28 protein-coding genes are annotated in these 25,977 nt (G+C 65.1%); 14 read left to right on the top strand and 14 right to left on the bottom strand.

The annotated features are described in order from the left end of the window. Window positions 1-163: 163 nt before the first annotated feature. From ABD847_RS08315 to ABD847_RS08305, 3 genes are read right to left on the bottom strand one after another with little or no spacing between them, the layout of a single operon-like run. Window positions 164-1,579, bottom strand: a complete 1,416-nt coding sequence (locus tag ABD847_RS08315; protein WP_345011893.1) for an aldehyde dehydrogenase family protein — start codon at window positions 1,577-1,579, stop codon at window positions 164-166. Next, window positions 1,576-1,995, bottom strand: coding sequence for a YybH family protein (locus ABD847_RS08310; protein ID WP_345011891.1), 420 nt, complete (start codon window positions 1,993-1,995; stop codon window positions 1,576-1,578). Before ABD847_RS08310 ends, ABD847_RS08315 begins: the two co-directional genes overlap by 4 nt. 4 nt (window positions 1,996-1,999) lie before the next feature. Further along, on the bottom strand, window positions 2,000-3,505 hold the full coding sequence (locus tag ABD847_RS08305) for a purine-cytosine permease family protein (RefSeq protein WP_345011889.1): 1,506 nt from the start codon (window positions 3,503-3,505) through the stop codon (window positions 2,000-2,002). 216 nt (window positions 3,506-3,721) lie between these two features. On the opposite strand from ABD847_RS08305, the gene ABD847_RS08300 reads away from it, so the two are divergent. The 3 genes from ABD847_RS08300 (at window position 3,722) to ABD847_RS08290 (ending at window position 6,720) form a co-directional block, all read left to right on the top strand. Continuing rightward, window positions 3,722-4,507: a helix-turn-helix transcriptional regulator gene (locus ABD847_RS08300; protein ID WP_345011887.1), complete on the top strand. Its 786-nt coding sequence runs from the start codon at window positions 3,722-3,724 to the stop codon at window positions 4,505-4,507. Between the two features lie 71 nt (window positions 4,508-4,578). Further along, window positions 4,579-5,802, top strand: a complete 1,224-nt coding sequence (locus tag ABD847_RS08295) for a Zn-dependent hydrolase (RefSeq protein WP_345011885.1) — start codon at window positions 4,579-4,581, stop codon at window positions 5,800-5,802. Window positions 5,803-5,811: 9 nt separating this feature from the next. Then, a complete protein-coding gene (locus ABD847_RS08290; RefSeq protein WP_345011883.1) occupies window positions 5,812-6,720 on the top strand; it encodes a dimethylarginine dimethylaminohydrolase family protein in 909 nt (302 codons plus the stop codon). A gap of 479 nt (window positions 6,721-7,199) precedes the next feature. On the opposite strand, the gene ABD847_RS08285 is transcribed toward ABD847_RS08290, so the two are convergent. Further along, window positions 7,200-8,114: a LysR family transcriptional regulator gene (locus tag ABD847_RS08285; RefSeq protein WP_345011881.1), complete on the bottom strand. Its 915-nt coding sequence runs from the start codon at window positions 8,112-8,114 to the stop codon at window positions 7,200-7,202. Between the two features lie 218 nt (window positions 8,115-8,332). On the opposite strand from ABD847_RS08285, the gene purE reads away from it, so the two are divergent. Together purE and ABD847_RS08275 are read left to right on the top strand one after the other, a co-directional pair. Then, complete coding sequence (gene purE, locus ABD847_RS08280) at window positions 8,333-8,827, top strand: 5-(carboxyamino)imidazole ribonucleotide mutase (protein WP_345011879.1); 495 nt, start codon at window positions 8,333-8,335, stop codon at window positions 8,825-8,827. Beyond that, window positions 8,824-9,927 carry a 5-(carboxyamino)imidazole ribonucleotide synthase gene (locus tag ABD847_RS08275; RefSeq protein WP_345011877.1) on the top strand — a complete coding sequence of 368 codons (1,104 nt, stop codon included), beginning with the start codon at window positions 8,824-8,826 and terminating at the stop codon, window positions 9,925-9,927. The genes purE and ABD847_RS08275 overlap by 4 nt, the downstream gene beginning before the upstream one ends. Before the next feature lie 151 nt (window positions 9,928-10,078). On the opposite strand, the gene ABD847_RS08270 is transcribed toward ABD847_RS08275, so the two are convergent. Both ABD847_RS08270 and ABD847_RS08265 read right to left on the bottom strand, forming a co-directional pair. Beyond that, window positions 10,079-11,248, bottom strand: a complete 1,170-nt coding sequence (locus tag ABD847_RS08270) for an amidohydrolase (protein WP_345011875.1) — start codon at window positions 11,246-11,248, stop codon at window positions 10,079-10,081. A 110-nt stretch (window positions 11,249-11,358) separates the two neighbouring features. Next, complete coding sequence (locus ABD847_RS08265; RefSeq protein ID WP_345011873.1) at window positions 11,359-11,613, bottom strand: hypothetical protein; 255 nt, start codon at window positions 11,611-11,613, stop codon at window positions 11,359-11,361. 676 nt (window positions 11,614-12,289) lie between these two features. Here ABD847_RS08265 and ABD847_RS08260 point away from each other — a divergent pair. Then, window positions 12,290-13,390, top strand: coding sequence for an extracellular solute-binding protein (locus tag ABD847_RS08260; RefSeq protein ID WP_345011871.1), 1,101 nt, complete (start codon window positions 12,290-12,292; stop codon window positions 13,388-13,390). A gap of 15 nt (window positions 13,391-13,405) precedes the next feature. Beyond that, on the top strand, window positions 13,406-14,806 hold the full coding sequence (locus ABD847_RS08255) for an NAD(P)/FAD-dependent oxidoreductase (protein ID WP_345011869.1): 1,401 nt from the start codon (window positions 13,406-13,408) through the stop codon (window positions 14,804-14,806). A gap of 59 nt (window positions 14,807-14,865) precedes the next feature. On the opposite strand, the gene ABD847_RS08250 is transcribed toward ABD847_RS08255, so the two are convergent. Further along, the gene (locus ABD847_RS08250) at window positions 14,866-15,381 is read right to left on the bottom strand and encodes a DUF1543 domain-containing protein (RefSeq protein ID WP_345011867.1); all 516 of its coding nucleotides are present in this window, start codon (window positions 15,379-15,381) and stop codon (window positions 14,866-14,868) included. 130 nt (window positions 15,382-15,511) lie between these two features. Here ABD847_RS08250 and ABD847_RS08245 point away from each other — a divergent pair, with 130 nt between their 5' ends. From ABD847_RS08245 to ABD847_RS08235, 3 genes are read left to right on the top strand one after another with little or no spacing between them, the layout of a single operon-like run. Continuing rightward, entirely contained in the window at window positions 15,512-15,928 is a 417-nt protein-coding gene (locus ABD847_RS08245) for an organic hydroperoxide resistance protein (RefSeq protein WP_345011865.1), read from the top strand. A 38-nt stretch (window positions 15,929-15,966) separates the two neighbouring features. Beyond that, the gene (locus ABD847_RS08240) at window positions 15,967-16,452 is read left to right on the top strand and encodes a glutathione peroxidase (protein ID WP_345011864.1); all 486 of its coding nucleotides are present in this window, start codon (window positions 15,967-15,969) and stop codon (window positions 16,450-16,452) included. A 46-nt stretch (window positions 16,453-16,498) separates the two neighbouring features. Then, window positions 16,499-16,993 (top strand): MarR family winged helix-turn-helix transcriptional regulator, encoded by a 495-nt coding sequence (locus tag ABD847_RS08235; RefSeq protein ID WP_345011862.1) that lies wholly within the window; start codon window positions 16,499-16,501, stop codon window positions 16,991-16,993. On the opposite strand, the gene ABD847_RS08230 is transcribed toward ABD847_RS08235, so the two are convergent. Next, on the bottom strand, window positions 16,990-17,835 hold the full coding sequence (locus ABD847_RS08230) for an AraC family transcriptional regulator (RefSeq protein WP_345011860.1): 846 nt from the start codon (window positions 17,833-17,835) through the stop codon (window positions 16,990-16,992). The genes ABD847_RS08235 and ABD847_RS08230 overlap by 4 nt on opposite strands. 101 nt (window positions 17,836-17,936) lie before the next feature. Here ABD847_RS08230 and ABD847_RS08225 point away from each other — a divergent pair, with 101 nt between their 5' ends. Further along, a complete protein-coding gene (locus ABD847_RS08225; protein WP_345011858.1) occupies window positions 17,937-18,827 on the top strand; it encodes a DMT family transporter in 891 nt (296 codons plus the stop codon). Between the two features lie 7 nt (window positions 18,828-18,834). Here the strand turns inward: ABD847_RS08225 and ABD847_RS08220 are convergent, their stop codons facing one another. The 3 genes from ABD847_RS08220 to yfcD form a co-directional block, all read right to left on the bottom strand. Continuing rightward, window positions 18,835-19,668, bottom strand: coding sequence for a pirin family protein (locus tag ABD847_RS08220; protein WP_345011856.1), 834 nt, complete (start codon window positions 19,666-19,668; stop codon window positions 18,835-18,837). Window positions 19,669-19,769: 101 nt separating this feature from the next. Then, window positions 19,770-20,546, bottom strand: coding sequence for a hypothetical protein (locus ABD847_RS08215; protein WP_345011854.1), 777 nt, complete (start codon window positions 20,544-20,546; stop codon window positions 19,770-19,772). Further along, window positions 20,543-21,052: an NUDIX hydrolase YfcD gene (gene yfcD / locus ABD847_RS08210; RefSeq protein WP_345011852.1), complete on the bottom strand. Its 510-nt coding sequence runs from the start codon at window positions 21,050-21,052 to the stop codon at window positions 20,543-20,545. The genes ABD847_RS08215 and yfcD overlap by 4 nt, the downstream gene beginning before the upstream one ends. A gap of 129 nt (window positions 21,053-21,181) precedes the next feature. Here yfcD and ABD847_RS08205 point away from each other — a divergent pair, with 129 nt between their 5' ends. After that, entirely contained in the window at window positions 21,182-21,691 is a 510-nt protein-coding gene (locus ABD847_RS08205) for a GNAT family N-acetyltransferase (protein ID WP_345011850.1), read from the top strand. Here the strand turns inward: ABD847_RS08205 and ABD847_RS08200 are convergent. Continuing rightward, window positions 21,661-23,514, bottom strand: coding sequence for a Na/Pi cotransporter family protein (locus ABD847_RS08200; RefSeq protein ID WP_345011848.1), 1,854 nt, complete (start codon window positions 23,512-23,514; stop codon window positions 21,661-21,663). The two genes, ABD847_RS08205 and ABD847_RS08200, sit on opposite strands and share 31 nt — an antisense overlap. Before the next feature lie 157 nt (window positions 23,515-23,671). Here ABD847_RS08200 and ABD847_RS08195 point away from each other — a divergent pair, with 157 nt between their 5' ends. After that, the gene (locus ABD847_RS08195) at window positions 23,672-23,881 is read left to right on the top strand and encodes a DUF1107 family protein (protein WP_345011846.1); all 210 of its coding nucleotides are present in this window, start codon (window positions 23,672-23,674) and stop codon (window positions 23,879-23,881) included. Window positions 23,882-23,893: 12 nt separating this feature from the next. Here ABD847_RS08195 and ABD847_RS08190 read toward each other — a convergent pair whose 3' ends face one another. After that, window positions 23,894-24,202, bottom strand: coding sequence for a DUF2845 domain-containing protein (locus tag ABD847_RS08190; protein WP_345011844.1), 309 nt, complete (start codon window positions 24,200-24,202; stop codon window positions 23,894-23,896). Between the two features lie 140 nt (window positions 24,203-24,342). Between ABD847_RS08190 and ABD847_RS08185 the strand changes: the two genes are divergently transcribed. Beyond that, entirely contained in the window at window positions 24,343-24,537 is a 195-nt protein-coding gene (locus tag ABD847_RS08185) for a hypothetical protein (RefSeq protein WP_345011840.1), read from the top strand. 16 nt (window positions 24,538-24,553) lie between these two features. Here ABD847_RS08185 and glgC read toward each other — a convergent pair whose 3' ends face one another. Then, entirely contained in the window at window positions 24,554-25,786 is a 1,233-nt protein-coding gene (glgC, locus tag ABD847_RS08180) for a glucose-1-phosphate adenylyltransferase (RefSeq protein ID WP_345011838.1), read from the bottom strand. Window positions 25,787-25,977 lie beyond the last annotated feature (191 nt).

Below are 25,977 nucleotides of genomic sequence, written 5' to 3'. Positions count from 1 at the left end.
GGCTGATTGGTTTGGTTGGCGCCTCCAATTCTCCGGGAATGCCCCGAGTGAACAACCTACAGAGAGATCACACCTAGCGCGTCCATTCATCACCCTGGCTCATGAAGGACAAAAGGCCTCCCCGCTACAGGGAGGCCTTTTTCATGGTGCAGGGAGGCGGACCTTAGCCGGCGCTTACCAGCCGGTGCTTGAGCTCGCTGAAGGCCTCCAGACCCCAGGGGCCCAGCTCGCGGCCCAGGCTGCTCTGCTTGTAGCCGCCCCAGGCGGCCTGGGGGAAGATAAGTTGCGGCGTGTTGATCCAGACGGTGCCGGCCTGCAGCCGATCCGCCAAGGCCTCGGCGGCGACCAGATCCCGGCTCACCAGGGTGGCCACCAGGCCGTAGGGGCTGTCGTTAGCCAGGGCCACCGCCTGCTCGTCACTGTCAAAGGCCATGGCGCACAGCACGGGGCCGAAGATCTCCTCCTGCCACAGCACATTGTCCACGGCCAGCCCCGTCACCAGGGTCAGGGGGAAGCCAAAACCCGCCTCATGCTGCGGCACCTGATGCAGCGCCAGATCCGGCGCCTGGGCCAACCCCTGGGCCACCAGGGACGCCACCCTTGCCAGCTGCCCCTGGCTTATCAGGGGCCCGGTCTGGTAGTCGGCCATCCGCTGGCGGATCCGCTCCAGCAGGGGGGCATAACAGTGGCGGTGCACCAGCAGCCTTGAGGTGGCCGAGCACATCTGGCCGGCGTTGAAGAAGGCGCCGTCGCAGGCCAGCTGGGCGGCCAGATCCAGATCGGCATCCGCGCGCACTATCAGGGCGGACTTGCCCCCCAGCTCCAGGCTGACCCGCTGGATGCGCTGGGCGGCCCCCTGCAGGATCTGCTGCCCCACGGCCCGGCTGCCGGTGAAGGAGATCTTGTCGATGCCCGGTTGGGCACACAGCCAGCGCCCCACCTCGGCGCCGCCGGGGACCAGATTCACCACCCCCAGGGGCAGGCCCAGCCCCTGGATGATATTCAGCAAGGCCAGCTCCGCCATGGGGCTCAGCTCCGAGGGCTTGAGTACCAGGGTGCAGCCGGCGGCCAGGGCCGGTGCCAGCTTCCAGGCGCTGGTGACCATGGGGAAGTTCCAGGGGGTGATGAGCCCCGCCACCCCCACGGGCTCCCGCTGGTAGCTGACCGCCACCTCGGCCAGCGGCACCGCCACCGGCTGCCGCTCGGGCAGCGTCTGACACAGCTGGGCGTAGTAGTCGAAGGTGGCCACCACGTCCGCCACATCCATCCGCGCCTCGTGCTCCGGCTTGCCGCTGTAGCGCTGCTGCAGGGCGATGAGTCCCTCGGCCTGCTGCTGCACCGCGGCGGCGATGCGCGCCAGCCACTGGCCCCGCCCGGCATAACCCAGGGCCCGCCAATCCGCCAGGGCCTGGCGAGCGGCGGCCACCGCCCTCTCCAGCTGCTCCGCCGAGGCGCCCTGCAGCTGGCCGTGTACCTGGCGGGTCAGGGGATCGACCAGCTCCCAGCGCTCCCCCTCCCCGGTCTCCCACTGGCCGGCCACCAGCACGCCCGAGGTGCGGGTGGGTTGCCAGGCGGTCATGGGGCCTCCCCGGCACTCAGGTGCTCGTGGATGCACAGCCAGCGGCCGTCATCCTGCCGGGCAAAGACGATGGACTCCCGCTCCTCGAGCGTCAGCTCCCCGGCCAGAATACACAGCCGGGTGCGCACCCTGTGGCTCAGCACGGCGCAATCGCCATATTCGCTCAGCTCGGGCTCAATGGACTCACAGCCCAGCACCCGGAAGCCGTCCTCCTGCTCCCACTGCTGCCAGCGCTGGCGGTACGCCGCCTTGCTCAGCACCTCACCGGGTACCGTGTAAAAAACAAACCGCGCCTCGGGATGAAAACAGTCAAAGTAGCCCTCGGTATCGTGGCGGCCAAAACAGTCGATCAGGGTGTCGATGGCCTGCTGCAGGGTCGGCTGCGGGCTGGCGCACAGTTGCATGGCAAAGGTCATGGCATCACTCCGGCATGGGGCTCAGTTGGCCAGAAAAAACCGGCACGTCCGTCGTTGGCTCGGCCTGGGCCCCGCCAAACACTGCCGCCGGCTCCGGGCTCAGCTTGAGCAGCAGGGGGTAGATCACCGCCGGCAGCAGCAGGGCCACCAGCAAGGAGATGTCCAGGCCGCCGGCCAGCTCGCCCCAGGGGCCGACAAATTGCCCAGGAATGTTCACCGTCAGCAGGGCCACCAGGGCGGAGGGGATCCAGGCCAGCATGCCGCGCAGGTTCCAGCCCTTGTAGAACCAGTAGATGCCGCCTTCCTGCCCGCGGTTGAAGCGCTGCAGATCGTCCTGGCTGTAGAAGCCGCGACGGTGCAAATAGCCCAGGGTCATCACCACCATCCAGGGGGTGGTGGTGACGATGATCAGGGTCACCAGTGTGGTCACCGAGGCCACCAGATCGAAGGCGAAGCGCCCCAGAAAGATGATGGCGATGGACAGCACACCGATGAGGATGGTGGCCTGGGTGCGGGAGAGCCGGGGGAAGACGCTGGAGAAGTCCAAGCCGGTGCCATAGAGGGCCGTGGTGCCGGTGGACAGGCCGCCGATCACCGCCAGCAGCATCAGCAGCGGGAAGAACCACAGGGGCGAGATGGCCAGCAGGCCGCCGGTGTAGTTGGCGCTCTCCACGTATTCCGGCGCGTACTGGGCGATGGCCGCCATGGTCACCAGGCCGAACACAAAGGGCAGCAGGGTGCACAGCTGGGCGATGAGGGAGGCCAGCATGATCTTGCCCTTGCCGGTCTGGCGGGGCAGATAGCGGGTCCAATCCCCCAGGAAGGCGCCGAAGGAGATGGGGTTGGACATGACGATCAGGGTGGCGCCGATAAACAGCGGCCAGAACTCCGGCGAGTCTGTGGTCATGCCGGCGCCGGCGAAGGCCGGGTCAAACTTGTCGGCATAGGCCACGAAGCCCACCAGGAACACCACGGAAGCCAGCACCACCGCCACCTTGTTCACCAGCAGCATGAACTGGAAGCCGTAGATGCACACCACCAGCACTATGAGGGCAAACAGGCCGTAGGCCAGGGCGAACAGCCAGGGGCTCTCCTGCATGCCCACGATGCGACAGAAGGCACCGACTAGCGCATCGCCGGCAGACCAGATGCTCAGGGAGAAGAAGCAGATGGCGGTGAGCAGGCTCAAGAAGGAGCCGACGATGCGCCCCACCACGCCGAAGTGGGCGCCGGAGGAGACGGCGTTGTTGGTGCCCGTGGTGGGGCCGAAGATCCCCATGGGGCAGAGGATGAGGGCCCCCACTATGATACCCAGCAGGGTGGCCAGCAGCGCCTGCTGGAACGACAGGCCGAACAGGATGGGAAAGGCCCCCAGCATGGCGGAGGCCAGGGTGTTGGCGCCGCCCCACTGCAGGCGGATGAAATCCAGCACGGAGGCGTTGCGCTCCGCATCCGGTATGGGTTCGATGCCAAACGGCTCGACTTGCATGACATGGCGTGAGGTGGTCATAGGTTGCTCCCTGTGGTGGCAATTCAACTTCCTTTTACGAATGCATCCCATCATAGGCCGCCACGCCAGGGCGCCAATCACCCGGTTGAGGTAGATGGGGTCACTTTGAGGCTAATACATTGAAATAAATTGACTATTTATTGGTTACCCCGCCCTCGGCGCCCTATGTTAGGATGTTTTTCCTTCCAGTGTCTCCCCAGCTACAGGACGTTTTTCATGGCGGCAGCGCGCGATCTCAACGAACAGACCCTGATCCACGGCGCCGCGGATCTGATCCTGGCCATCGACCATCCGCAGTTTTTCGACAAGCTGGTCTACCTGCTGCGCCTGGCGGTGAGCTACGACGATTACGTCATCCTGGCCTACCACCCCACGGCCCGCCCAGTGGTGCTGGGATCCTCCCTGGCCAGCGATGAGCTGGCCGCCTGGGACCGCTACCTGCAGGGGGCCTACCTGCTGAGCCCCTTCTACGACTACGCCATGCAGGGGGGCGAAGGGGTGGTGAGCCTGGCGCAGATAGCGCCGGACGACTTCTACCAGAGCGCCTACCACGACGAATACTTCCGCTACTCCGAACTGATGGACGAGGTCTGCCTGGTGGTCCAGACCGATCACCAGCTGTGCTACCTGCTCTCCCTGGGCCGCACCCGCAGCCTGTCGAGTTTCAACCAGCGGGGGCTGGGCCGCCTCAAGGCCTTCTATCCGCTCATCTGCGCCGCGGTGCAGATGCACGACAAGCAGCACGGCGTGGCGGACTCCGGCTCCCACGAGCCGGTGAAGCAGGCCATCCTCAACTTCGGTGAGGACAAGCTGACCCCGCGGGAGAAAGAGGTGCTGCAGCTGCTCATCCGCGGCTACTCCAGCAAGGAGTCTGCCAACAAGCTGGAGATGGCCTACGAGACCGAACGGGTGCACCGCAAGAACATCTACAGCAAGCTGGAGGTGAACTCGCAGAAGGAGCTGCTGGGCAAGCTGTTCGACCAGGTGCTCCACCCCGGCTAACCCAACTGAGGGATACCCCCCAGCCCCGCCGCTGGCTAGATTGACCCCAGGTTCCCAGCCAAGAGGTCAAGATGGCGACACTGCACACCCAAGGTGCCCGACTGCAAGAGAGGTTGCAGACCATGGCCGGTTTCGGCGCCCTGGCCAACGGCGGCTGCAACCGCCAGGCCCTCACCGCCGAAGACGCCGCCGGCCGCGACTGCTTCATCAACTGGTGCCAGGCCCTGGGTGGCCTGCCCCGCCGGGACAGCATGGGCAACCTGTTTGTCCGCTTCACCGGCAGCCAGCCCGAGCTATTGCCCATACTGCTGGGCTCCCACCTGGATACCCAACCCACCGGCGGCCGCTACGACGGCGTCTACGGCGTGCTGGCCGCCCTGGAGGTGCTGCACAGCCTGCAGGACGCCGGCCACCGGCTGCGCCGCACCGTGGAGCTGGCGGTGTGGACCAACGAGGAAGGGGCGCGCTTCGCCCCGGCCATGATGGGCTCGGGCGTCTTCGCCGGGGTGTTCGAGCAGGCCGAGCTTTACCAGCACCGCGACCAGCAGGGCATCAGCCTGCGCCAGGCCCTGGAGGCGAGCGGCCAGCTGGGCAGTGAGCCCTGCCAGCCCTTTGCCTTCCACGCCGCCCTGGAGCTGCACATAGAGCAGGGGCCCGTACTGGAGCGCGCCGGCCTGCCCATCGGCGTGGTGACCGGGGTGCAGGGCATGCACTGGTACGAGGTCATCATCCAGGGGCAATCGGTCCACGCCGGCCCCACCCCCATGGCCCTGCGCACGGATCCGGTACAGGCCCTGATGCAGCTGCTGCCCCAGCTGTACGGCCGGGTGGCCGAGGCCGGCGAGGAGGCCCGCCTGACGGTCGGCTCCATCACCACCTCCACCCACGCCACCAATACGGTGCCGCCCCAGGTGCGCTTCACCCTGGATCTGCGCCATCCGCAGCAGGCGGTGCTGGAGGCGCTGGCGGCCTGGGTGGAGGACAAGTGCACCCTCAGCCTGGGCGCCCTGCAGATCCGCATCCGCCCCCTGTGGCGCTCCCCGGCGGTGGCCTTCGATGCCGGCTGCCAGGCCGCCATCGCCCAGGCCTGTGACCAGCTGGGCCTGGCCCACCACCACCTAGTCTCCGGCGCCGGCCACGACTCCGTCTACCTGGCCCGCCTCGGCCCCACCGGCATGATCTTCATCCCCTGCCGGGACGGCCTCTCCCACAACGAGCAGGAGTACGCCACGCCCGAGCATCTGCAACAAGGCGCCGACGTACTGCTGCACACCCTGCTGACACTGGATCAATAAGGACTCAAGATGACTTCACCCTGGAAACACCGCCAGGACGGCGGACAGACGGCCCCCTTGCAACAGTGGGGCATGGCCAGCGAAACCGACATTCTCGAGCGGGTGCTGGTGGGCCCCATCGACCACTACAGCTGGCGGGACGGCAATGCCACCTCCCGCCGCCACCTGGCCAACGGCACCCCCTTCGATGCCGGCATTGCCCGCCAGCAGTACGGCGAGATGCTGGATGCCTACCGCCAGGCAGACGTGGAGGTGCAGTTCCTGCAACCGCGGCCGGAGCAGCCCTATGCGGTGTTTGCCCGGGACTCCTCCGTGATGACCCCCTGGGGCCCCATCATCTGCCAGATGTTCAGCCCCTGGCGGCGCAGCGAATGGCTGACGGTGCTGGAGTTTTACCAGCAGGCCCAGATCCCCGTATATGACGTGGTGACCGCCGGCACCTTCGAGGGCGGCGACTTCATGCTGATCGAACCCGGGGTGGCGTTGTGCGGCTATTCGGGGGAGCGCACCAGCCCCGCCGGCATCCAGCAGGTGAAGGGCTGGTTCGAGCAGGAGGGCTGGGAGTTTCATACCGTGCCCTTCGACCCCCATTTCCTGCACCTGGACGTGCAGTGCATCATGGTGGCGGAGAAGCTGGCGGCGGTCTGTACCGCCGTGGTGCCCGACAGCCTGCTGGCCTGGCTGAAACAAAAGGGCATCGACATCCTGGACGTGCCCTACAAGGACGCCATGGAGCTGGGCTGCAACATCATGTCCCTGGGGCGGGAGCGAGTGCTGCTGCCCAAGGAGAGCCTGGCGCTCAAGCAGCAGTGTCTGGCCCGGGGCCTGACGGTGCTGGATCCGGACATCGGCATGATCACCAAGGGCGGCGGCGGCGTACACTGCATGTGCCAACCGTTGAAGCGTCGGCCCCGCTAGGCCGCTTAACATCCTCCGGTAAAAAGTCACCTGCCATGCAGGTGGCTTTGATTCGCCCCCTAGAAGGGGGCCGCCTCATTCATGCGTCAGACTATCGGCCCAGCGGTAGAAACCGACGAACGTTGTTTGAGGCTAATTTTTGTCCGTGCCGCCGTTTATCCGCTATCGGGCGCTTCCTACCTACTGCTTGGCAATCCCCAGCAATCCCTGCCCGCTGGCCCTGCGGGTTCCCTCGTCCAGCGTGCCGGCTTTTCGGTCGTTATCGACGTGTTCCCAACACGGCGATAACTCGCTCGGCATCCCTGCCTCGCGCCCGACCTGCACGCCCTCCTCGGCCAGCGACAAGGGATGGGATCCTGTTAGAGAGTTAAATGCCGCAGGCAGCGACGGGGGCTTATTCTGAATATGCGCCTTGGCGGCTAACCGCTGAACTCGCCTCCATAAACGGTGGTTTATAGATAACAACTCCCTACCGGCCCTCAGCCCTGAGGGCCGGCCTTGTTTTCCGCCAGCATCTGGGCGGCCCGTTCGGTCACCGCCAGTACCGCCGGGTGGGTGAGACGCCGCTCCAACGAGATGGCGTAGTAGCTCACCGGCACCGCATCCAGCCGGCCGGCCGGCTCCACGCCGTAGTGGCGGCACACCTCCTCCAGCACCACCTCGGGCACCGGGAACAGCCCCGCCCCCGCCTCGCCGAACGACTTCATCAGCGCCGAATCATCAAACTCCCCCACCACCCGGGGGGTTAACTTCTGCTCGCTGAGCCAGCGGGCCAGGGGGGCGCTCTGGGCGGCGTTGGCGCCGGGCAGCAGCAGGGGCAGCTGTTGCAGGCTCTTGGGGTAATCGGCCCGGCAGCGGGCCGCCAGCGCGGGGGTGCCCACCCAGATGAGGGGCGACTGCCCCAGGCGGTGGCTGTAGCCCTTGACTCCCACCGAGGCCGGCAGGGGCCGGTCGGAGATCACCAGATCCAGGTGATGCAACGCCAGCTCGGCAAACAGCTTCTCGGGTTTTTCCTCGTGGCAGACCAGGCGCACCGGCTGGGCCAGCCCCAGGGCCGGCGCCATCAGGCGGTAGGCCACCGACTTGGGCACCGCATCGGTGAGCCCCACCTTGAGGGTCAGCTCCCCCTGACGGGCCGGCTGGTGCAGCAGGGCCTCCAGCTCGTTGCCCAGCAAGAAGATCTGCTCGGCGTGGGGCAGGGCCAGCTCGCCGGCGGCAGAGAGCTCCAGCCGGCGGCCCTGCCGGTGAAACAGGGGCGTGCCCAGGGTGCGCTCCAGCTCAGCGATCTGGCCGCTCAGGGTCTGGGGGGTGAGGTGCAGCTGCTCCGCGGCGCGGGTGATGCCGCCCAGGCGGGCCACCTGCCAGAAGTAGTAAAGCTGTCGGTAGTTGAGCATCTTCTTATCAGTCTATGACGAACATAGCGTCAATTATATTCGATTTTTATTGCTGCTCCAGCCTGAGTAGACTCCCGCCTGCCGGTGGAGTGGTGAGCGGCCAGCCCCTTCCGTCTGCCACCCGGCAGCCAGACCCAGTTGCCAGGCAGAGGCAAACGTATGCCAGGCAACCGAACCGAATTACCGGCCTCCGGGCCGAGGGCAATGGAGAGAAAGCGATGCAACCCCTGGTAGGTATCATTATGGGTTCCCGGTCCGATTGGGCCACCATGAGCGCCGCGGCCGAGATGCTCGAGCAGTTGGGCGTCCCCCATGAGGTCAAGGTGGTCTCCGCCCACCGCACCCCGGATCGGCTGTTCGACTACGCCGCCGGCGCCGAGGCCCGCGGCCTGCAGGTGATCATCGCCGGGGCCGGTGGCGCCGCCCACCTGCCGGGCATGGTGGCCGCCAAGACGGTGCTGCCGGTGCTGGGGGTGCCGGTCCAGTCCCAGGCCTTGAATGGCATGGACTCCCTGCTCTCTATCGTCCAGATGCCCAAGGGCATTCCCGTGGGCACCCTGGCCATCGGCAAGGCCGGTGCCGCCAACGCCGGCCTGCTGGCCGCCAGCATGCTGGGCAACCAGTATCCCGAGGTGCGCAAGGCCCTGGCCGCCTTCCGCCAGGCCCAGACCGACGCCGTGCTGGACGCGGACGATCCGAGGCTGCCGGCATGAAGGTGCTGATCCTGGGCGGCGGCCAGCTGGCCCGCATGCTGGTGCTGGCCGCGGCGCCCTTGGGCATCCGCTGCCAGCTGGTGGATCCGGCCGCCGAGAGCTGCGCCGCCGAACTGGCCCCCTGGCACCAGATCCCCTGGCAGGCCCTGCCGGAACGTGACGATCTGCTGGAATGGGCCGACGTCATCACCTTCGAGTCCGAGTCCGTGCCCGCCGAGGTGCTGGCCGCCCTGGCGGCCCGCCGGCCCGTCTACCCCAGCCCCCAGGTGTTGGCCAAGGGCGGGGATCGCTGGCTGGAGAAGCAGTGGCTGCAGGGCCTCGGCATTCCGGTGGCGGACCACAGATGCGTGCAGAGTCTGGCTGAGCTGCAGACGGCGGTGGCCGAGCTGGGCTGCCCGGCCTTTCTCAAGTGGCGGCAGCAGGGCTACGACGGCAAGGGCCAGTGGCGCCTGCACGAGGCCAGCGATCTGGCCGAGATCTGGCAGCAGGCCGAGGGGCGCCCGGCCATCTTGGAAGCCGGGGTGGCCTTCGAGCGGGAGGTCTCCTTGGTGGCCAGCCGCAACACCCGGGGGGAGATCCGCTGCTACCCCTTGACGCAGAACCTGCACCGCAACGGCATCCTGGTCTGCTCAGAGCCCCAGGCGGCCGACCCGCTGCAGGCCGAGGCCGAAGGTTATGCCAGGACCCTGCTGGAGACGGAGCAGTACGTGGGCACCCTGGCCATCGAGTTCTTCGTCTGTGAAGGGCGGCTCATCGCCAACGAGGTGGCGCCCCGGGTACACAACTCGGGTCACTGGACCCTGGAAGGGGCCCAGACCAGCCAGTTTGCCAATCACCTGCGGGCCATCTGCGGCTGGCCGCTGGGGGAGACGACGCTCATTGCCCCCACCGCCATGCTGAACCTCATCGGCCGCTGGCCGGCGGAGCCCGCCGCCCTGGCGGAGGCCGGCACCCACCTGCACCTGTACGGCAAGGCGCCGCGCCCCGGCCGCAAGGTGGGTCACCTGACCCTGCGCCAGCCGGATCAGGCGCAGCTGACCCGCCAGCGCCAGCGACTGCAGCAGTGGCTGGAGGAAACCGGCGCCCTGCCCGCCCCCTGACCCTTCCCCTTGCGATGGCCAGCCACCAGGGAGTGGCCGCCGGCCATCGCACTTTCTACATCTAGCCTGTTGCATGTCGTCTTGGCGCCGCGCCCGCCGCCGGCGCCCTTTTTTCCCCAGCCAACGGCAGGTATTAGGGCAACGGCCGGGATCAGGGCCGGATTCTAGCCGGATCACTGGCCGCCAGGGCCAGACCGTGCATCAGTCGGATGGCCGGTGCCAGCAGATCATCCGGAAAATCGTAATCGGCCTGATGCAGGGCAGCCTGATTGATCCCGGCCCCCAGACCGAACAGGGCACCAGGATAGCGCTGGGTGAAGAGACCAAAATCCTCCCCCCACTTGAAGGGGCTCTTAGGCGCCTGGGCGGGCATGCCCAACGCCGCGCCGACCCGGGCCAGCAGGCTCGCCGCCGCCGGATCGTTGTGGCAGGCGGCAAACTCCTCCAGCCAGCGAGACTCCACCGCCAGGCCGTGGCGCTCGGCCACCTCGGCCACCGCCGCCAGCAAGGCGCCGCTCAGGGTATCCATCCGCCCCTGCTGCCAGCTGCGCAGGGTGAAGTGCAGCTCCCCCTCCCCGGCACTGGTGCCGTAGGCCAGCTCCCCCAGCCGGGCGTGCACCGGCGTCACCAGGGCAAAGTCCGGGTGGCCGGGATCCCGCAGGTTGAGGGCATCGGCCCGCTGCAGCAGCTCGGCTATGGCCAGTGCCGGGTTGATGCCGTGCTCGGGCTCGGCGGCATGGCAGGGCCGACCGATGAGCCGCAGCGCCAGGCTGCGCACCGCTGCGGTGAAGGCGCCCTCCTTGAGCACCAGCTGCCCCAGGGGGAAGCCCGGCAGGTTGTGAAAGGCATAGACATAATCGGGCTGACACGAGGCAAAGGCCGGGTCGGCCAGCACGGCGGCCGCCCCCTGCCCCGTCTCCTCGGCGGGCTGAAACAGCAGGCAGATGCGCCCGGCCGCCGGACGAGCCTCCGCCAGCAGTTGGGCCACCCCCAGCAGCACGGTACTGTGGCCGTCATGACCACACAGGTGCGCCACCCCCGGCGTTTGGGAGCCGTGATCGTGTTGCGGGCATTCGGTGATGGGCAGGGCGTCAAAGTCCGCCCGCAGCAGCACGGTGAGGCCGGGTTCGGCCCCCTGGAAACTAGCCAGCAGGCCGTGGCCCCCCAGGCCGGTGAGCAGGCTGTCGGGGCGGCAAGTTTGCAGCGCCCTGGCCAGGGCGGCGGCGGTGGCCTGTTCGGCGCCGGAGAGTTCCGGCTGGGCGTGCAGCCGGTGACGAAAGGCGATAAGGCCGGGCAGCAGCGACGCTAACGAGTTGGGCATGGGCACGTCTCGCAGAAGGCAAAGCGCCAGTCTAGGCCGCCGCCCTGGCCCGCAGCAAGCACAGGGATCGCCGCAGGCGCGGGGCTCCCGGCAAGCCCAGGGCGTCAGCCTCAGGCTTCGGCCACCACCACGGCGGTGGCCTCGGCCAGATCCCGGGTTAGCCCCAGGCAGTGATCGCTGCTGCCCACCAAGAACAGGCCAAAGTCGTCACACTCCCACACCGGCTCCTTGGCCCCCAGCTCATCCAGCAGGCAGTAGGTGAGGCGCAGGGGGGCGAAGGCCGCCTTGACCTGGGCCTGACCGGCGGCACTAAAGCCCGCCGCCTGTACCGCGGCGGCAATCTGTTCGAGGGTCTGTTGATCCATGCTGAAAACTCCTTCGTTCGGTTAACCCGGTCAACGCAGCCCGGGGCAGACAAGGCTGCCATCAAGTTTTATGCCAGCGCCTGCCCACCCAGCCCACGGCACCCGGGCAGCCGCCGGCCTGGCCGTGGCTGGATTGACGTCCCCCGGGCAAGAGGGCACCTGGGTGACAAAGCCGACCGACTGTCAGGGTTGCGACAGCCGAGCGGCCTGGCTGGGGGCCAAGAGCCTGGTCACTTTTAGTGCTACAGGCACCACAAGCAACCAAAATGGCGCAATGTCACCTTTGTCACCAGACTACACATCAGGCATGTTATTGTTTTTTAAAAGAAAGGAGCAATTACTCATACGTGGCACAGCCATTGCTAGATAAACCATGAGTCAGCCACCCCGGGAGGGTTATGTTATCTAGTCGCCAATGTCATTCCATTTGGGACCTCATCACCTGTGGTCCCCTGCCGCAACAGCTAGACGCTGTCACAGTACCGGCCTGCGCCCCCTGCTCGGACCGGTTACTCTCCTCCCAGGGCGCCCTCGTTCTCGCCTTTCACCTGCTCCACCCGCCGGCCAGGATCTGACCGACACCCCTGATCCCCGGGTCATTTGACCCAATCCAGGATCGCTCACCATAACGACTCGGATGAGTCGAAATTTGCCTATCCAACCAGGAGATAACTCTATGGATAAGAGACTCGCTTTGCCCGCATTTGGGCTGATTGGCCTGTTGTTCAGCTCGGCCACCCTGGCCTCCGACGACAAGGTGCTGCATGTCTATAACTGGAGCGATTACATCGCCGAAGACACGGTGTCCGGCTTTGAAAAAGAGACCGGCATCCGCGTGATCTACGATGTGTTCGACAGTAACGAGGTGCTGGAAGCCAAGCTGCTGGCGGGTAATACCGGCTTTGACCTGGTGGTGCCCAGCTCCGATTACCTGGGACGGCAGTTGCAGGCCGGGGTCTTCATGCCCCTGGACAAGTCCAAGCTGCCCAACCTCAAGAACATGGATCCGGCCATCATGCAGATGCTGCAGGAGAAGGATCCGGACAATGCCCACGCCGTGCCCTACCTGGGAGGCAGCACCGGCATCGGCTACAACGTGGACAAGGTGGCCGCCGTGATGGGCCCGGACTTCCAGATGAATACCTGGGAGGCCATCTTCAACCCCGACAACCTGGCCAAGCTGCATCAGTGTGGCGTGGCCTTCCTCAATTCACCCACCGACCTGTTCACCGTGGCCCTGCGCTACATGGGCCGGGATCCCAACTCCACCAATGCCCAGGATTACAAGGACGCCAGCGCCATGATGAGCAAGCTGCGCCCCTACATCACCTACTTCAACTCGTCCCAGTACATCAATGACCTGGCCAACGGCGACATCTGCGTGGCGGTGGGCTGGTCGGGCGACATCATTCAGGCGTCGGATCGGGCGGAAGAAGCCGGCAATGGCGTGCATGTGGAGTATGTGGTGCCCAAGGAAGGCAGTGACGTCTTCTATGACATGCTGACCATTCCCAGCGATGCCAAACACCCGGAATATGCCCTGGCCTTCATCAACTACCTGATGCGGCCCGAGGTCATCGCCAAGATCACCAACTACGTCTCCTACGCCAACGCCAACCTGGCCGCCAACGGCCTGGTGGACGAGGCGATCCGGGACAATCCCAACGTCTATTTCAGCGACGAACTCAAACCCAAGATGTTCGCCCAACAGGTCATGCCCCAGAAGATCACCCGCGTGATCACCCGGGAGTGGACCAAGATAATGACCGGAAAATAAGCCAAGCGAGGCGTTATGTTTCAAACCGTTTTTGAACGTCAACTTCCCAAGGATGAGATCGTTCGGGCATCTCTGGCGCACACCCGTCATGCCCCCTACTGGCTGGAGGCGCTCGGTGAGCGCCCCGTCTATCCCCGTCTGCCCGGCGACTGCCGGACGGAATTGGTGATCGTCGGTGGCGGCCTGGTGGGGCTGTGGACTGCCCTGCTGGCCAAGGAGCGTTTTCCCGAACAGGCAGTCATGCTGCTGGAGGCCCGCCAGGTCGGCTGGGCCGCCTCCGGCCGCAACGGCGGTTTCTGCGAGGCAAGCCTGACCCATGGCGAGAAGAACGGCCAGCGCCGCTGGCCGGAGGAGTACGCCACCCTGGAGGCCATGGGGCTGGAGAATCTCGACGAGATGGAGGCCACCCTGGCCCGCTACCAGATCGACTGTGACTTTGAGCGCACCGGTGAGATAGTGGTGGCAGTGGAGCCCTATCAGGACGCGGAGCTCAGAGGTGAAGGCTATCTGGATCAGCAGCAGATGCAGGCCGAGGTCAACTCCCCCACCTTCTTGTCCGGCAACTGGGACAAGGAGGGCACCGCCATGCTCAACCCCGCCAAGCTGGTGGTGGGGCTGGCCAGGGCGGCCGCCTCCCTGGGGGTGCAGATCCACGAGTCCACCCCGGTGGAGGGCATGGCGCAGACCCCGGAAGGCCTGGTACTCAAGACGCCCCACGGTCGGGTGACCACGGAGCGGGCCATCCTGGCCACCAACGTATTCCCCTCCCTGCTCAAGCGCTATCGGCTGCACACCTTGCCGGTGTACGACTATGCCCTGATGACGGAGCCCTTAAGCGAGGAACAGCTGGCCGCCATCGGCTGGCAGAACCGCCAGGGGCTGGCGGACCCCGCCAACCAGTTCCACTACTACCGGATCACCCGTGACAACCGCATCCTGTTTGGCGGCTACGATGCGGTCTACTACTTCGGCGGGCAGGTGCGGGAGGAGTACGACTGGCACCACAGCTCCTTCACCCGGCTGGCCAGCCACTTCTTCACCACCTTCCCGCAGCTGGCGGGGCTCAAGTTCAGCCACTGCTGGGGCGGCGCCATCGATGTCTGCTCCCGTTTCTGCGCCTTCTTCGGCAGTGCCTACGAGGGACGGGTGGCCCATGCGGCCGGCTTCACCGGCCTGGGGGTGGGTGCCAGCCGCTTTGCCGGCAACGTGCTGCTGGACAAGGTGTTCGGTCTGGACACGGCGCGTACCCGGCTGCGGATGGTCAGGGAGACACCACCGCCCTTCCCGCCCGAGCCCTTGGCCTACCCCTCGGTGAAGATCATGCAGTGGTGCCTGGACAAGGCCGACCACAACCAGGGCAAGCGCAACCTTTTCCTGCGCACCATGGATGCCTGTGGTCTGGGTTTCGAGTCCTGAATAAAAACCGGCGCCCAGGGGCGCCGGTTTTCTTTGTTACCACCTTTTTCGTTTTTACCTCATTCGCCAGACCCAACCCCTATGGGTCGATAGCCCTGCCAGGCCACGGGATCCGGTTCGCCGTCACCGGGTACCAGATGCACGTGGTAGCCCTGCAACCGGTCCAGCAGCAGCTGATTGTCCACCTCCTTGAGGTTGTCCTTGTGCTGCTGCACCGCTCCCACCAACAGGGTCTGCAAGGCCTGGGCCTTGGCATCGGCGGCACTGTTTGCCACAAACAGACCAAACTCGTGCAGCTCGGCCAGCTCGCCGGCCCGATAGCCTCCGACATTGACGAAGTAGAGCCGCGGCCCCGCCGGTGCCGGCGCCGGGCGCAACGCCACCCGATAGCCATCCACCCAGGAGATCCGCCGATAACCATCCAGGTGCAGCTTGCCCGGATCGCCAAACCAGGCAGCCCGCAGGTGCGGAATGGCCGCCTCAACCGACTCGGCCACCACAAACTGCAGATCATGCACCTCCAGGTTGGCCCGCCCGGCGTGACCCCCGACATAAAACTGATACAAGTGCGGCATGACGACTCCTTAACTGACGACGCCTGACATAAACAAGGTAGGCAGTGTAGCAAACTCGCCGACCCACTTGTCATGGTCGGCTCGGCCTGTTAAATTAAATCGCACGCGATTAATTCACTGGAGATTTAACATGAAGACACTGTATCAGACCCGCGCCACCGCCCAAGGGGGCCGTCACGGCCAAGTCAGCACGGACGAAGGCAACCTGACCCTGCAGCTGGCCCTGCCCAAGGGCCTGGGCGGTGCCGGTGGCCCTGGTGCCAACCCCGAGCAGCTGTTCGCCTGCGGCTATGCCGCCTGCTTTGACAGCGCCCTGCAGTATGTGGCCCAGCAGCAAAAGCTGCCGCTGACCGGCAGCCAGGTGGCGGTGCAGGTGGGGATCGGCCAACTGGCCGAAGGCGGGTTTGGTCTGTCGGTACAATTGAGTGCCAAACTCGAGGGATTGGCCCGGGACGCCGCCCAGCAGTTGCTGGAAACTGCCCATCGGGTCTGCCCCTACTCCAATGCCATTCGCGGCAATGTGCCGGTGACCCTGGTGTTGGAATAAGCCGGTGTTGGAATAACGCGATAGCCCGAGGAGCCGCCATGACAGATCTTTACCAATTTAGCGCCACCAGCCTGCAGGGCGAGGCCGTGCCCCTGTCCCGTTATCGCGGTCAGGTGGTGCTGGTGGTCAACACCGCCAGCCGCTGTGGCTTCACCCCCCAGTATGCCGGGCTGGAGGAACTCTATCGCCGCTATAAAGACCAGGGTCTGGTGATCCTGGGCTTTCCCTGCAACCAGTTCGGCCAGCAGGAGCCCGGGGATGCCGGCGCCATTCGTGACCAGTGCCTGATCAACTACGGGGTCAGCTTTCCCATGTTTGCCAAACTGGCGGTAACAGGCGCCGAGGCCCATCCGCTGTTTGGCTGGCTGACTGGCCAACTGCCGGGCTGGTTCGGTCGGGCCATCCGCTGGAACTTCACCAAATTCCTGCTGGACCGGCAGGGGCGACCGCTACGCCGCTTTGCCCCCTTCACGACCCCCGCTAAAATGGAGGCCGCCATAGTCCGCGCCCTGGCACAGCCATGAGGCCGCCGGCTCGCAACACAGGCCGTTGGCCAACACGAGGAGATTCATGCAAGACGCGATGACAACCGAGCCTAAAGGGGGGCCTACGCCCGGCCTGACCCTGGCGGAGCAGCTGTGCTTTCCGCTGTACGCCGCCTCGCGGCTCGTCACCCGACTCTACCAGCCGCTGCTGGCGCCCCTGGGGATCACCTATCCCCAATACATAGTGCTGATGATCCTCTGGGAGGAGGCCCCCTGCCCCGTTTCCCACATAGGGCTGCGGGCCAACCTGGGCAGCAACACCCTCACCCCCCTGCTCAAGCGGCTGGAACAGCTGGACTATGTGCGTCGCTGCCGCAGCGCCAGCGACGAGCGGGTGGTGGACATTCATCTGACCGACAGTGGGCGGGCCCTGCAACAGGCGGCTGCCTGCATACCCCAGGCCCTGTTTGACGCCGTAGGTTATCCGCTGGAGGACGCCCGCCAGCTCAAGGCTCAATTGGATAAGCTGATGGCCTGCCTCAGCACCGCGCCGCTGCCGGACGCCGGGGCCGGCGACTAGCGGGTCAGCAGGGCTTCGCCGGGAACCGGCTCGCTGCTGCGCTTGCGGTAGCGCTCCGGCGTGGTACCGGCCAGGGAGTGGAACATGCTGATAAAGGCCGACGAGGAGCTGTAGCCCAGCTCCAGGGCGATCTCCTTGATGCTCATCCTGCCCTCCAGCAAGGAGAGCGCATGCAGGAAGCGAAGCCGCTGCCGCCATTCACTGAACGACATGCCCAACTCACGCTGACAGCGCCGGGTCAGGGTGCGCTCCGTGCTGTGCACCTGACGAGACCACGCCTTGAGGGAGCGGTTATCCGCCGGTTGCTGCTCCAAGGCCCGCAGCACGGGGGCCAGCAGACGATCTTCGCTCATGGGCAGGTAGCGCTCCCGCCGCTGGCAGGCCGCCAGCTGATCCACCAGCACCCGGGCCAGCCGCAACTCCTCGTCATTGGTGGGGGCCTTGAGGGGACGGGTGTGACAGTGGGCGATGAGGGCCAGCACCAGGGGGGAGAGATCCAGCACGCAGGGCTCCAGCGGCAGGCTGGTGCACCAGTCCGCGCACAGATTGATGGTGCCGAATTCCAGCGCCTGGTGGTTGTAGCTGCGGTGCCGGGCCCGCGGCGGTATCCAGACCCCAAAGCCCGGCGGCGCGATAAAGCTCTGGCCCTCGATGGCCAACTCCATCAAGCCGTTGTGCACAAACGCCAGCTGGCCCCAGGTATGCCACTCCTCCTCCACATCCGTTCTGGCGGCCAGGTGCGCCTCGCAAAAGCGCAAGGTTTCCGGCGCCTCACTGATGGAGGCCTGGGTATGGCGTTGGGGCTTGGCAACCTGGGCAGGTCGGGGACGGGATGAGGGCATGATGGCGGCCAGACGGTATGGATTGGCGGGATTTCATTATATCCAGAAAAATCGCCAGCGTAGAATCGCCGCGACTTCCCATCCTTGCCTTGGAGCCACCCATGTCCGGGTTTCCCCTGATCGCCGTCCTGTTGTGGAGCGGTAACGCCATCGTCAGCAAGCTGGCCGCCGCCAGCCTGGCGCCCGCCACCATCGCCTTCTATCGCTGCCTGCTGGCCTGGTTGCTGCTCACCCCCTGGCTGGCCCGCCCATTGTGGCAGCAGCGCCATGCCCTGCGTCCCTATCTGGGTAAGCTGTGCCTGCTGGCCCTGCTGGGTATGGTGCTCAACCAGACCCTGGGGTATTACGCTGCCCAACAGGTCAGCGCGGTGAACATGGGGATCCACAATGCCCTGATCCCGCTGATAACGGTGCTGCTGAGCCTCTGGCTGCTGAAGGAAGGCCCGACCCTGGGTGCCCTGTTTGGCACCCTGATCAGTCTGTTTGGGCTTGTCTGGTTGCTGGGGGAAGGCCATCCGGCCCACCTGCTGGCCCAGGGCATTGGCCAGGGGGATCTGCTGATGCTGCTGGCGGTGTTCAGCTACGCCCTGTACGGCGTGCTGTTCAAACGCTGGGCCCTGCCCCTGAGCGGCTGGCAGTTTGTCTACCTGCAGATGACGGCGGCCCTGATCTGGTTGCTGCCGGATTTTCTACGGGTTGGCCAGTGGCAACTGGCAGCGGTGCAGCTGCCCCTCATCCTCTACGCCGCCATTCCCGCCACCCTGCTGGGTTCCTGGTGCTGGTTGGAAGGGGTACGGCGGCTGGGAGCCAACCGTACCGCCATCTACATGAACCTGCTGCCGCTGTTTACCGCCGTCATCGCCGTGCTGCTGCTGGGCGAGCGGCTGGCCGGCTTCCACCTGGTGGGGGGCGGCCTCACCCTGGCGGGGGTCATCCTCTGCCAGCTGTGGCGTCAGCCCCTGCGCCAGCCGCCGTTACCGGCGGCGGCCTGAGGGCCCGCTAGAAGCGGCCGGCCTGATAGTCTTCGATGGCCTGCACTATCTCCTGCTGGGTGTTCATGACGAAGGGGCCATAGCGGGCCACCGGCTCCTTGAGTGGTCGGGCCGCCAGCAGCAGGGCCCGGCCCCCCTGCTCGCCGCCGGCAAGCTGCACCGTATCGCCGTCGGACAACACCCCCAGCTGCCCCTTGGCCAGGCTTGTGTCGGCCACCTCCAGCTGGCCCTCCACCCCGAACAGCAAGGCGGTCTGCCCGAGGGTGACCGGCACCGTCAGACGGCTACCGGCCGGCAGGCTCAGATCCAGATACAAGGGTGCCAGGCTGACCCCTTCCACCGGCCCTCGTGCCCCGGCAAACTCACCGGCAATCACCCGCACCCGACTGCCGTCGGCGCCGCTCACCTCGGGGATGCGCGCCGCGGCGATATCCTGGTAGTGGGGCCGTTTCATCTTCTCGGCCCGCGGCAGGTTGATCCACAGCTGGAAGCCGCGCATCAGCCCGCCCTCCTGCTCCGGCATCTCGGAATGGATAAGCCCCGAGCCCGCGGTCATCCACTGCACATCACCGCTCTCCAGCACCCCTTCGAAGCCCTGGTTGTCCCGGTGGCGCATGCGACCAGCCAGCATGTAGGTGACGGTCTCAAAACCACGATGGGGGTGCTCGGGAAAACCGGCCAGATAGTCCTGCGGCTCATCGCTGCTGAACTCGTCCAGCATCAAGAAGGGATCCAGATCCGGCAGGCGCTGGGTGCCGATGACGCGCACCAGCTTGACGCCGGCGCCGTCCTGGGTGGGTTGACCGGTCAGCAGACGGGTCAGGGTACGAAGTTGGCTCATGTTGGCCTCCTGTGGTGACGACACAGCCAGCTTAGTCAGTCACCAGATCGAACAAAAGCGTAATATCTGGCGCTTTATGTTCGATTTTGTCGGATGGTTGGCTAGTCCAGCCGCTCCACCTTCAGCCACAGCTGCACCGACTGCTGCCCCTGCTGCTGACCCGTGCTCAGCCCCTGCTGCCGGGCCTGGCCCTGCTCTTGGCTGCTGCCCAGGGGCAGCCACTGGCCCAGCGGGCCTTGCAGCTCGGTCTGCAGCCGGGTGCTGGCGATGCCCTGCCCGCTGCGCTGCTGCAGCTGGGGCGCCACCGTCACCAGCACCTGCTCGCCCCGCAGCTGGGCCTGGGCGATGAAGCCGCTGGCCAGATCCACGTACTGCCAGCCAGGCTGGGCCACCCAGTGGCCGTTCTCCTGCAAATAGGTATTCATGGCCATGGGGTAGCTTTGCCCGACATACAGCTGGGCCTGCCCCCCTTCCACCGTCTGCACCTGCTGCATCAGCTGACGCTGTCCCTGCTGCTGAGTGTCACGCAGCTGGGCCTGCAGGCGGCTGGGTGCCTGGCCCAGGCCCAGCTCCCCCTCAACCCTGACGCCCCTGTCCTGACTGCTCTGCTGCTGGCTGCTGCGCAGGCTGATCTGCAGCCGATGCAGGGGCCGGTCCAGCTGTGCCAGCAGCTGCTGCACCTGGGAAAGCGTCTCGGGCGAGGCCAGTACCCCCAGCTGATCCCCCACCGCCAGCAGCTTCTCATCCGGGCCCAGCAGGGGGCGCAGGCTGGGGATCACCTGCTCCGGCAGCCGGTGCTGCAGGGGAATAAGCGTAAGAGGGGCGGCCAGCAGGCTGGCACCATAGAGCCAGCCCAGCAGACACAGTAGACGTATCATGCCGGTACTCCTGTGACGTCGGTGAGTCTGAGCCAGATCTGCAACGCCTGCAGGGAGTCGGGGGTGAACTCCTCCGCCCGCGCCAGTATCTGGGCCGGGGTCATGGTCAGCACATACTCCACCTCCTCGGCCTGCAGCTGCAGCGGGCCCTGGTAGTGACAGCTGTAGAGCCCGCCCCAGACGGGACACGACTCGTCCCCCAGCAGGTGAGTGCCATGTTCGGTCAGCGTCACCCCTCGGATCCCCATCTCTTCTTCCAGCTCGCGGTAGGCCGACGGCAGATAGGCCTCGCCGGCCTGCACCACGCCACCGCAACAGGCATCCAGCATGCCCGGGCAGTAATCCTTGGTCTGGGTGCGCCGCTGCACATAGATCCGCTCCGCCTCATCCAGTATCACTATGTAGCTGGCCCGGTGACGCAGGTGCTCCCGCCGCATCTGGCTGCGGGGCACGGCGGCGATCACCTCGTTGGCCTCATTCACCCAATCGACCCACTCTTCGCTCATCTTGACTCCCTGTGTCTAAGGCTGCCCGTGATGGTACGGACAAGGTGCTGTCTACAATGCCCCTGCGCATCCAACTAGGCAAGGCGCACACTTTGCGGCATGCTATGCCCCCGTCAACGGAGGTGGTGTGTGCCATTTGAAATTCGTGCGATAGACGAGGGCGACTGGCCCCAGATCATGCAGTTGCAGCGTCAGGCGTATCACGCCGTGACGCCGGAGCGAGAGGCAGTGCTGCGCAGCAAGCAGCGCCTGGGACCAAGAAGCTGCTGGGTGGCCATCCGCCGGCAGCAGGTGGTGGGTTACTGTCTGGCCCATCCCTGGCACGCCGGTCCTCCCCCCTGCCTGGATCAGGAATACGCCCCGGTGGCCGAGGCCAGCCTGCTGTACGTGCACGATGTGGTGGTGGCGCCCCAGGCCCAGGGGCTGGGGGTGGCCGCCGCCTTCTTGCAATGCGCCAGCACCCAGGCCCGGGCCTGTCGCCTGCCGCGTATGGCACTGGTGGCGGTACAGGACGCCGCCGCGTTCTGGCGTCGCCACCGCTTCGAACCCGGCGCCCAGGTGCCGGATCAGGCCATCTACGGCCCGGGTGCCCTCTATCTGGAGCGGGTTCAGCCGCTTACCACAGAGGAGGCCGGCTGAGCGCCATTGCCGTTGTTGCCCGCTAAGGCCGGCTGGGCATAAACCACCCGGCAGGCCTTGATCAGCTGACGCACCAGGCGGCGCAGGGTCTGGCTGTCGTTCATCAGGGTGGCGGCCTGCAGGGGCTCCAGCTGATGACCGCGGATGAGCAGTTCCATGTCTTCTCTATCGCGGCGCGCCGCCAGCCCGATCCCTTCCTCTATCAGATCCAGGGCAGCATTGAGCCCCGCCGGATCCCCCTCAGACAGCCGGTTCAGTTCCCGATTGGTGTGCCATAGCCGCTCCTGCATCACCAGATACTGCCGCTGCAGCACTGGGTTGTCCGACTCCAGGGCGGCCAGCCAGTTGGCCTGCAGGCTGCGCGCCAGGCGCACCGCCTCGCTGATGTTGCGCGCCGCCCCCAGCAGGGCCTCCACCTGTTCCCGCTGCTGGGGTGCCAGCCCCTCCTTGCACAGTGCACCGAAGGTGAGGACCTCGCCAAACAGCTGCTTGACCCGTTTTTGATACAACTCTTGCACCGGGGCCAGGGCATGGCCCGAGACAGGCAGATACTGCGCCTTGTCAGCCGCCAGCATCTCCTTGCCGGGAATCCCCAACAGCGCCTGGGCACACACCTCCTGATATTGGCTCAGCAGGTGCCGCACCTCCTTGCCCAAGGCCTGTTCCGCCGCCACCGGGTGGGCCGCCGACACAGGATCCAGATAGCGGGCATGCACCTTGTCATCCGGTAGCTGGGGCGTAGGCCACAGGCGCACCATCAAGCGGGCCGCCTGGGCCCGGCAAGGCAGCAGCCAGCCGATGGCCAGCAGGTTGAACAGGGTATGAAACAGGGCCAGGCGCAGCGGGTAGGCCTGAGCCGGCATGCCTACCAGGCTGGCCAGCAGATCATTCAGGCGTGTCACGGGCACAAACAGCAGCAGGCACAGCACGGCTGTGGTGCCCTTGAACAGCAGATCCAGCAGCGCCAGGCGCTTGCCGTCCAGGGAGGCATTCACCGAGCCCAGCAGCACGGGGCCGGAGGCCCCCACGTTGATGCCGATGACGAGGGCCAGAGCATTGTCATAACTCACCTGGCCGGCATTGACCGCCGCCAGCACCAGCAGCAGGGCCCCGTGGCTGGATTGCATCAGGACGGTAATGCCGATGCCCAGCAGGGCGTACAGGGCGACGCCCTGCCAACTGACCAGCTGCCAGCGACTCAGCTCCACCCAGTCCGACAGATGGGCAAACCCCAGGTTGATGTCCTCGATCCCCAGCAGCAAGAACCCCATGCCAGACAGGGCCATGCCCAGGGGCCGACCGCCCCAACGTGGCAGTGATATGAGCAGCATGCCCAGCACCAAGAGCGGCTGGCCATAGGTGCCCAGTTGCAGCGTCATGCCCAGGCTGGCCATCAACCAGCCCCCCGTGGTTGTGCCCAGGCTGGCACCGGCCAAAATGCTGATCCCGGCCAGCAGGTTGATGAGGCCGGCGGAGATAAACGACAGCGTCAGCAGCAACACCAAGGAGCTGGACTGGGTGAGGACGGTAGCACTGAGTCCTAGCAGCCAGGCCTGCCAGGGGCGGGCCGTTACGCGCCTGAGCCCCTGGCGCAGCTGACCGGAGGCGATCTGGCCAAAGCCCTGCTCCAGAAAAAACATGCCGAACAGGAAGATGGCGATCCCCGCCGCCACCTGCCGCAGGCTGGGATGACTGCCCAGCAGCCAGAGCACGCCCAACAGCAACAGCGCCAATAACCAGCCCCGCTGGCGAGCCAGCAACGCCAGCCAGCGTGTCTGTCTTGCCTGCCAATCCTCTGTGCCCAATGCTAGCCAATGCGCCATGACCATCTCTCCAACGCTGTTGAACTGACATTAGCTCATGGATACCCAGTTCCAGGCAGGGCTTTTGTGGGTGTCATCAATCTTTCAGACAAGTGCCACGGGACTGCCACCCGGACTCCTTATCTTCACAGCCGTCTCATCTAAGCCGGAGTCCATGATGATCAAGATTTTTCGCAGCTGTTTGCCACGGCAGATAGCCCGCCATGTGATGGCGTACTATCAGGGCAGCTTCTTCATCGAGATGGACGGCCCCTTTCGCTTCGACAAGGGCTTCGTCTGCTACGAGGGCGGCCTAGAGCCCACGGCGCTGCGGACCATAGCCCGCATCAATCAGGAAGTGCGGGCCATGCACAGATTTCGGCCCTAAATGAAACGGCCCTCACTCGCGAGGGCCGTTGTTGATCTGGGTGATCTTGCCATCCTTGATGGTGACAATTTGCATAAACTGCCCCTTGCCCATGGACAGGGTCCAGCGCTCTCCCTCCTTCACCTGGGTCAACTCGCCACTCTGGCTTTCCTGGCGACGGGTAATGTCCTCCACCAAGACGGGCTTACCACAGCGAGTCACCACGGCCGACGCCGGTTCCCCTTCCTGAACCACTTGATTGCCACAACGCAAGATACCCGCCTGAGCGGCCAGGCTAGCGGCGGCCAACCCCATCCCAACGATCCATCTGATTTTTGTCACGACTGACACTCCTAGTGAGGTGAACGGAGCCAAATATATCCCTGAGTATGAAACCGCGCCAGTCGGCATCTGCTTTTGGCTACATCTTTTTTTGGGGCCGCCGATAACCAGGTATCCGGACCGGATAAAGGGGATAGATGATGGAACTGGAATCAGTCCGACAACAGCTGCAAAGCACCTGTCAGCACATAGGTGGGCACTTTCAGCTTGAAGAGAGCGAGGGCGAACTGCACGCCCTCATCATCCAGGGAAATCACTGGTGGCACTTGCTGATCGCGGATCTTGAGCTGCTGCACCACCAGTTGGAAGGGATCCACCGTTACGGCCTGCATTAGGCCGTTGCGCTAAGGGTTACTCCGACACCACGACGATGCCCGACTCGGTCACCAGATAGCCCCGAGCCCGATCCGCATCGTGGTCATAACCTATCTCCACACCGTCGGGAATGACCACCCCCTCGTCTATGATGGCCCGCCGTATCTTGACGTTGCGCCCTACTGTCACCCCTTCAAACAGGATGCAGTCCTCCACCAGGCTGTAACTGTTGACGCGGCAACGAGGGCCGAGGATAGACCGCCGCACCGTGCTGCCGCTGGTGACACAGCCACCACACACATAGGAGTCCAGGTTCTGGCCACGCCGCCCCTCATCATCAAACACCGTCTTGGCCGGTGGGTAGTTGCTGGGACGCGTAAGAATGGGCCACTGATAGTTGTACAGATTGAGCTGCGGGGTCACCCCAATCAGATCCATGTTGGTCTCGAAATACGAGTCCAGCGTCCCCACATCCTTCCAGTAGCCCCGCTCCGCCTCCTGCATCTGCGGCACCTCGTTCTGAGTGAAGTTATAGGCAAACACCCGGTCACCCTGCTCCAGCATCATGGGGATCACGTGCTTGCCGAAGTCCAGATCTTCGTAGCGGTCCAGACCAGCCTTGAGCACCTCGATGAGTTTGATCCGGGAGAAGATGTAATTGCCCATGGAGGCGTAACAGGTAGTGCGCCCAGGAATGGTCTGCGGCGTCTTGGGCTTTTCGGCAAAGCAGGTGATGCGATCGCTGGTATCCACCGAGAAGACACCAAACCGGCTGGCTTCGGCCTGGGGCACTTCCAGGGCGGCAATGGTGATGTCCGCCTGCTGACCGTCATGGAACTCGATCATCTGACGAATATCCATCTTGTAGATGTGATCGCCGCCGAAGATGGCCACGAAGTCTGCATCGGACTCCTCTAGGAACCGCAGGTAGTGGCAGATGGCATCGGCGGTGCCCTTGAACCAGGCCTCCCGCTCGCTGTTGGTTTCCGGCGAGATGTCATCGAAGAACTCATCCTTGCCGGCCCAGCGATTCCAGGATTCACGGATGTGCTTGTTCAGGGTATAGGAGCGGTATTGGGTCAGGACGTAGACGTTGCGGATGCCCGAGTGGAAGAAATTGCTCAGCACAAAGTCAATGATCTTGTACTTACCGGCAAAGGGGACGGCGGGTTTGGGGCGACGCTGGGTTAGCGGACTCAGTCGCTCCCCCTTTCCGCCAGCCAACACCATGCCAATGATTTTTTTATGGATTTGATGCTGATAAGACATGCAATGGTTCCTTCTGCTTTCTGAATAAAAAACTGATCCAGGGCTGCGCCTTGTCCCGGCGAATCCTTCGCCCTTGAAAACGGTATCATGCCACAAGGGAAAAAGCCCGCGTACCGTGCTTTTCTTGCTTGATGAGCAAACAGTGATTCACCAATCAGTTAAGCAATATCCCATGGCAGTCTTATTGCCAA

The sequence above is a fragment of the Pseudaeromonas paramecii genome, assembly GCF_039540575.1.
GTDB classification, from domain to species: domain Bacteria; phylum Pseudomonadota; class Gammaproteobacteria; order Enterobacterales; family Aeromonadaceae; genus Pseudaeromonas; species Pseudaeromonas paramecii.
This window is presented reverse-complemented; position numbering and strand designations above follow the sequence as displayed.

Excerpts from the sequence above, each read along its gene's own strand:
- glgC (WP_345011838.1), bottom strand. The coding sequence starts at position 25,786 with ATGTCTTATCAGCATCAAATCCATAAAAAAATCATTGGCATGGTGTTG.
- ABD847_RS08310 (WP_345011891.1), bottom strand. The coding sequence starts at position 1,995 with ATGACCTTTGCCATGCAACTGTGCGCCAGCCCGCAGCCGACCCTGCAG.
- ABD847_RS08290 (WP_345011883.1), top strand. The coding sequence starts at position 5,812 with ATGACTTCACCCTGGAAACACCGCCAGGACGGCGGACAGACGGCCCCC.
- ABD847_RS08230 (WP_345011860.1), bottom strand. The coding sequence starts at position 17,835 with ATGCCCTCATCCCGTCCCCGACCTGCCCAGGTTGCCAAGCCCCAACGC.
- ABD847_RS08250 (WP_345011867.1), bottom strand. The coding sequence starts at position 15,381 with ATGCCGCACTTGTATCAGTTTTATGTCGGGGGTCACGCCGGGCGGGCC.
- ABD847_RS08185 (WP_345011840.1), top strand. The coding sequence starts at position 24,343 with ATGGAACTGGAATCAGTCCGACAACAGCTGCAAAGCACCTGTCAGCAC.
- ABD847_RS08220 (WP_345011856.1), bottom strand. The coding sequence starts at position 19,668 with ATGAGCCAACTTCGTACCCTGACCCGTCTGCTGACCGGTCAACCCACC.
- ABD847_RS08270 (WP_345011875.1), bottom strand. The coding sequence starts at position 11,248 with ATGCCCAACTCGTTAGCGTCGCTGCTGCCCGGCCTTATCGCCTTTCGT.
- ABD847_RS08200 (WP_345011848.1), bottom strand. The coding sequence starts at position 23,514 with ATGGCGCATTGGCTAGCATTGGGCACAGAGGATTGGCAGGCAAGACAG.
- ABD847_RS08300 (WP_345011887.1), top strand. The coding sequence starts at position 3,722 with ATGGCGGCAGCGCGCGATCTCAACGAACAGACCCTGATCCACGGCGCC.
- ABD847_RS08260 (WP_345011871.1), top strand. The coding sequence starts at position 12,290 with ATGGATAAGAGACTCGCTTTGCCCGCATTTGGGCTGATTGGCCTGTTG.
- ABD847_RS08295 (WP_345011885.1), top strand. The coding sequence starts at position 4,579 with ATGGCGACACTGCACACCCAAGGTGCCCGACTGCAAGAGAGGTTGCAG.
- yfcD (WP_345011852.1), bottom strand. The coding sequence starts at position 21,052 with ATGAGCGAAGAGTGGGTCGATTGGGTGAATGAGGCCAACGAGGTGATC.
- ABD847_RS08315 (WP_345011893.1), bottom strand. The coding sequence starts at position 1,579 with ATGACCGCCTGGCAACCCACCCGCACCTCGGGCGTGCTGGTGGCCGGC.
- ABD847_RS08240 (WP_345011864.1), top strand. The coding sequence starts at position 15,967 with ATGACAGATCTTTACCAATTTAGCGCCACCAGCCTGCAGGGCGAGGCC.
- ABD847_RS08275 (WP_345011877.1), top strand. The coding sequence starts at position 8,824 with ATGAAGGTGCTGATCCTGGGCGGCGGCCAGCTGGCCCGCATGCTGGTG.
- ABD847_RS08225 (WP_345011858.1), top strand. The coding sequence starts at position 17,937 with ATGTCCGGGTTTCCCCTGATCGCCGTCCTGTTGTGGAGCGGTAACGCC.
- ABD847_RS08255 (WP_345011869.1), top strand. The coding sequence starts at position 13,406 with ATGTTTCAAACCGTTTTTGAACGTCAACTTCCCAAGGATGAGATCGTT.
- ABD847_RS08245 (WP_345011865.1), top strand. The coding sequence starts at position 15,512 with ATGAAGACACTGTATCAGACCCGCGCCACCGCCCAAGGGGGCCGTCAC.
- ABD847_RS08215 (WP_345011854.1), bottom strand. The coding sequence starts at position 20,546 with ATGATACGTCTACTGTGTCTGCTGGGCTGGCTCTATGGTGCCAGCCTG.
- purE (WP_345011879.1), top strand. The coding sequence starts at position 8,333 with ATGCAACCCCTGGTAGGTATCATTATGGGTTCCCGGTCCGATTGGGCC.
- ABD847_RS08285 (WP_345011881.1), bottom strand. The coding sequence starts at position 8,114 with ATGCTCAACTACCGACAGCTTTACTACTTCTGGCAGGTGGCCCGCCTG.
- ABD847_RS08235 (WP_345011862.1), top strand. The coding sequence starts at position 16,499 with ATGCAAGACGCGATGACAACCGAGCCTAAAGGGGGGCCTACGCCCGGC.
- ABD847_RS08265 (WP_345011873.1), bottom strand. The coding sequence starts at position 11,613 with ATGGATCAACAGACCCTCGAACAGATTGCCGCCGCGGTACAGGCGGCG.
- ABD847_RS08195 (WP_345011846.1), top strand. The coding sequence starts at position 23,672 with ATGATCAAGATTTTTCGCAGCTGTTTGCCACGGCAGATAGCCCGCCAT.
- ABD847_RS08305 (WP_345011889.1), bottom strand. The coding sequence starts at position 3,505 with ATGACCACCTCACGCCATGTCATGCAAGTCGAGCCGTTTGGCATCGAA.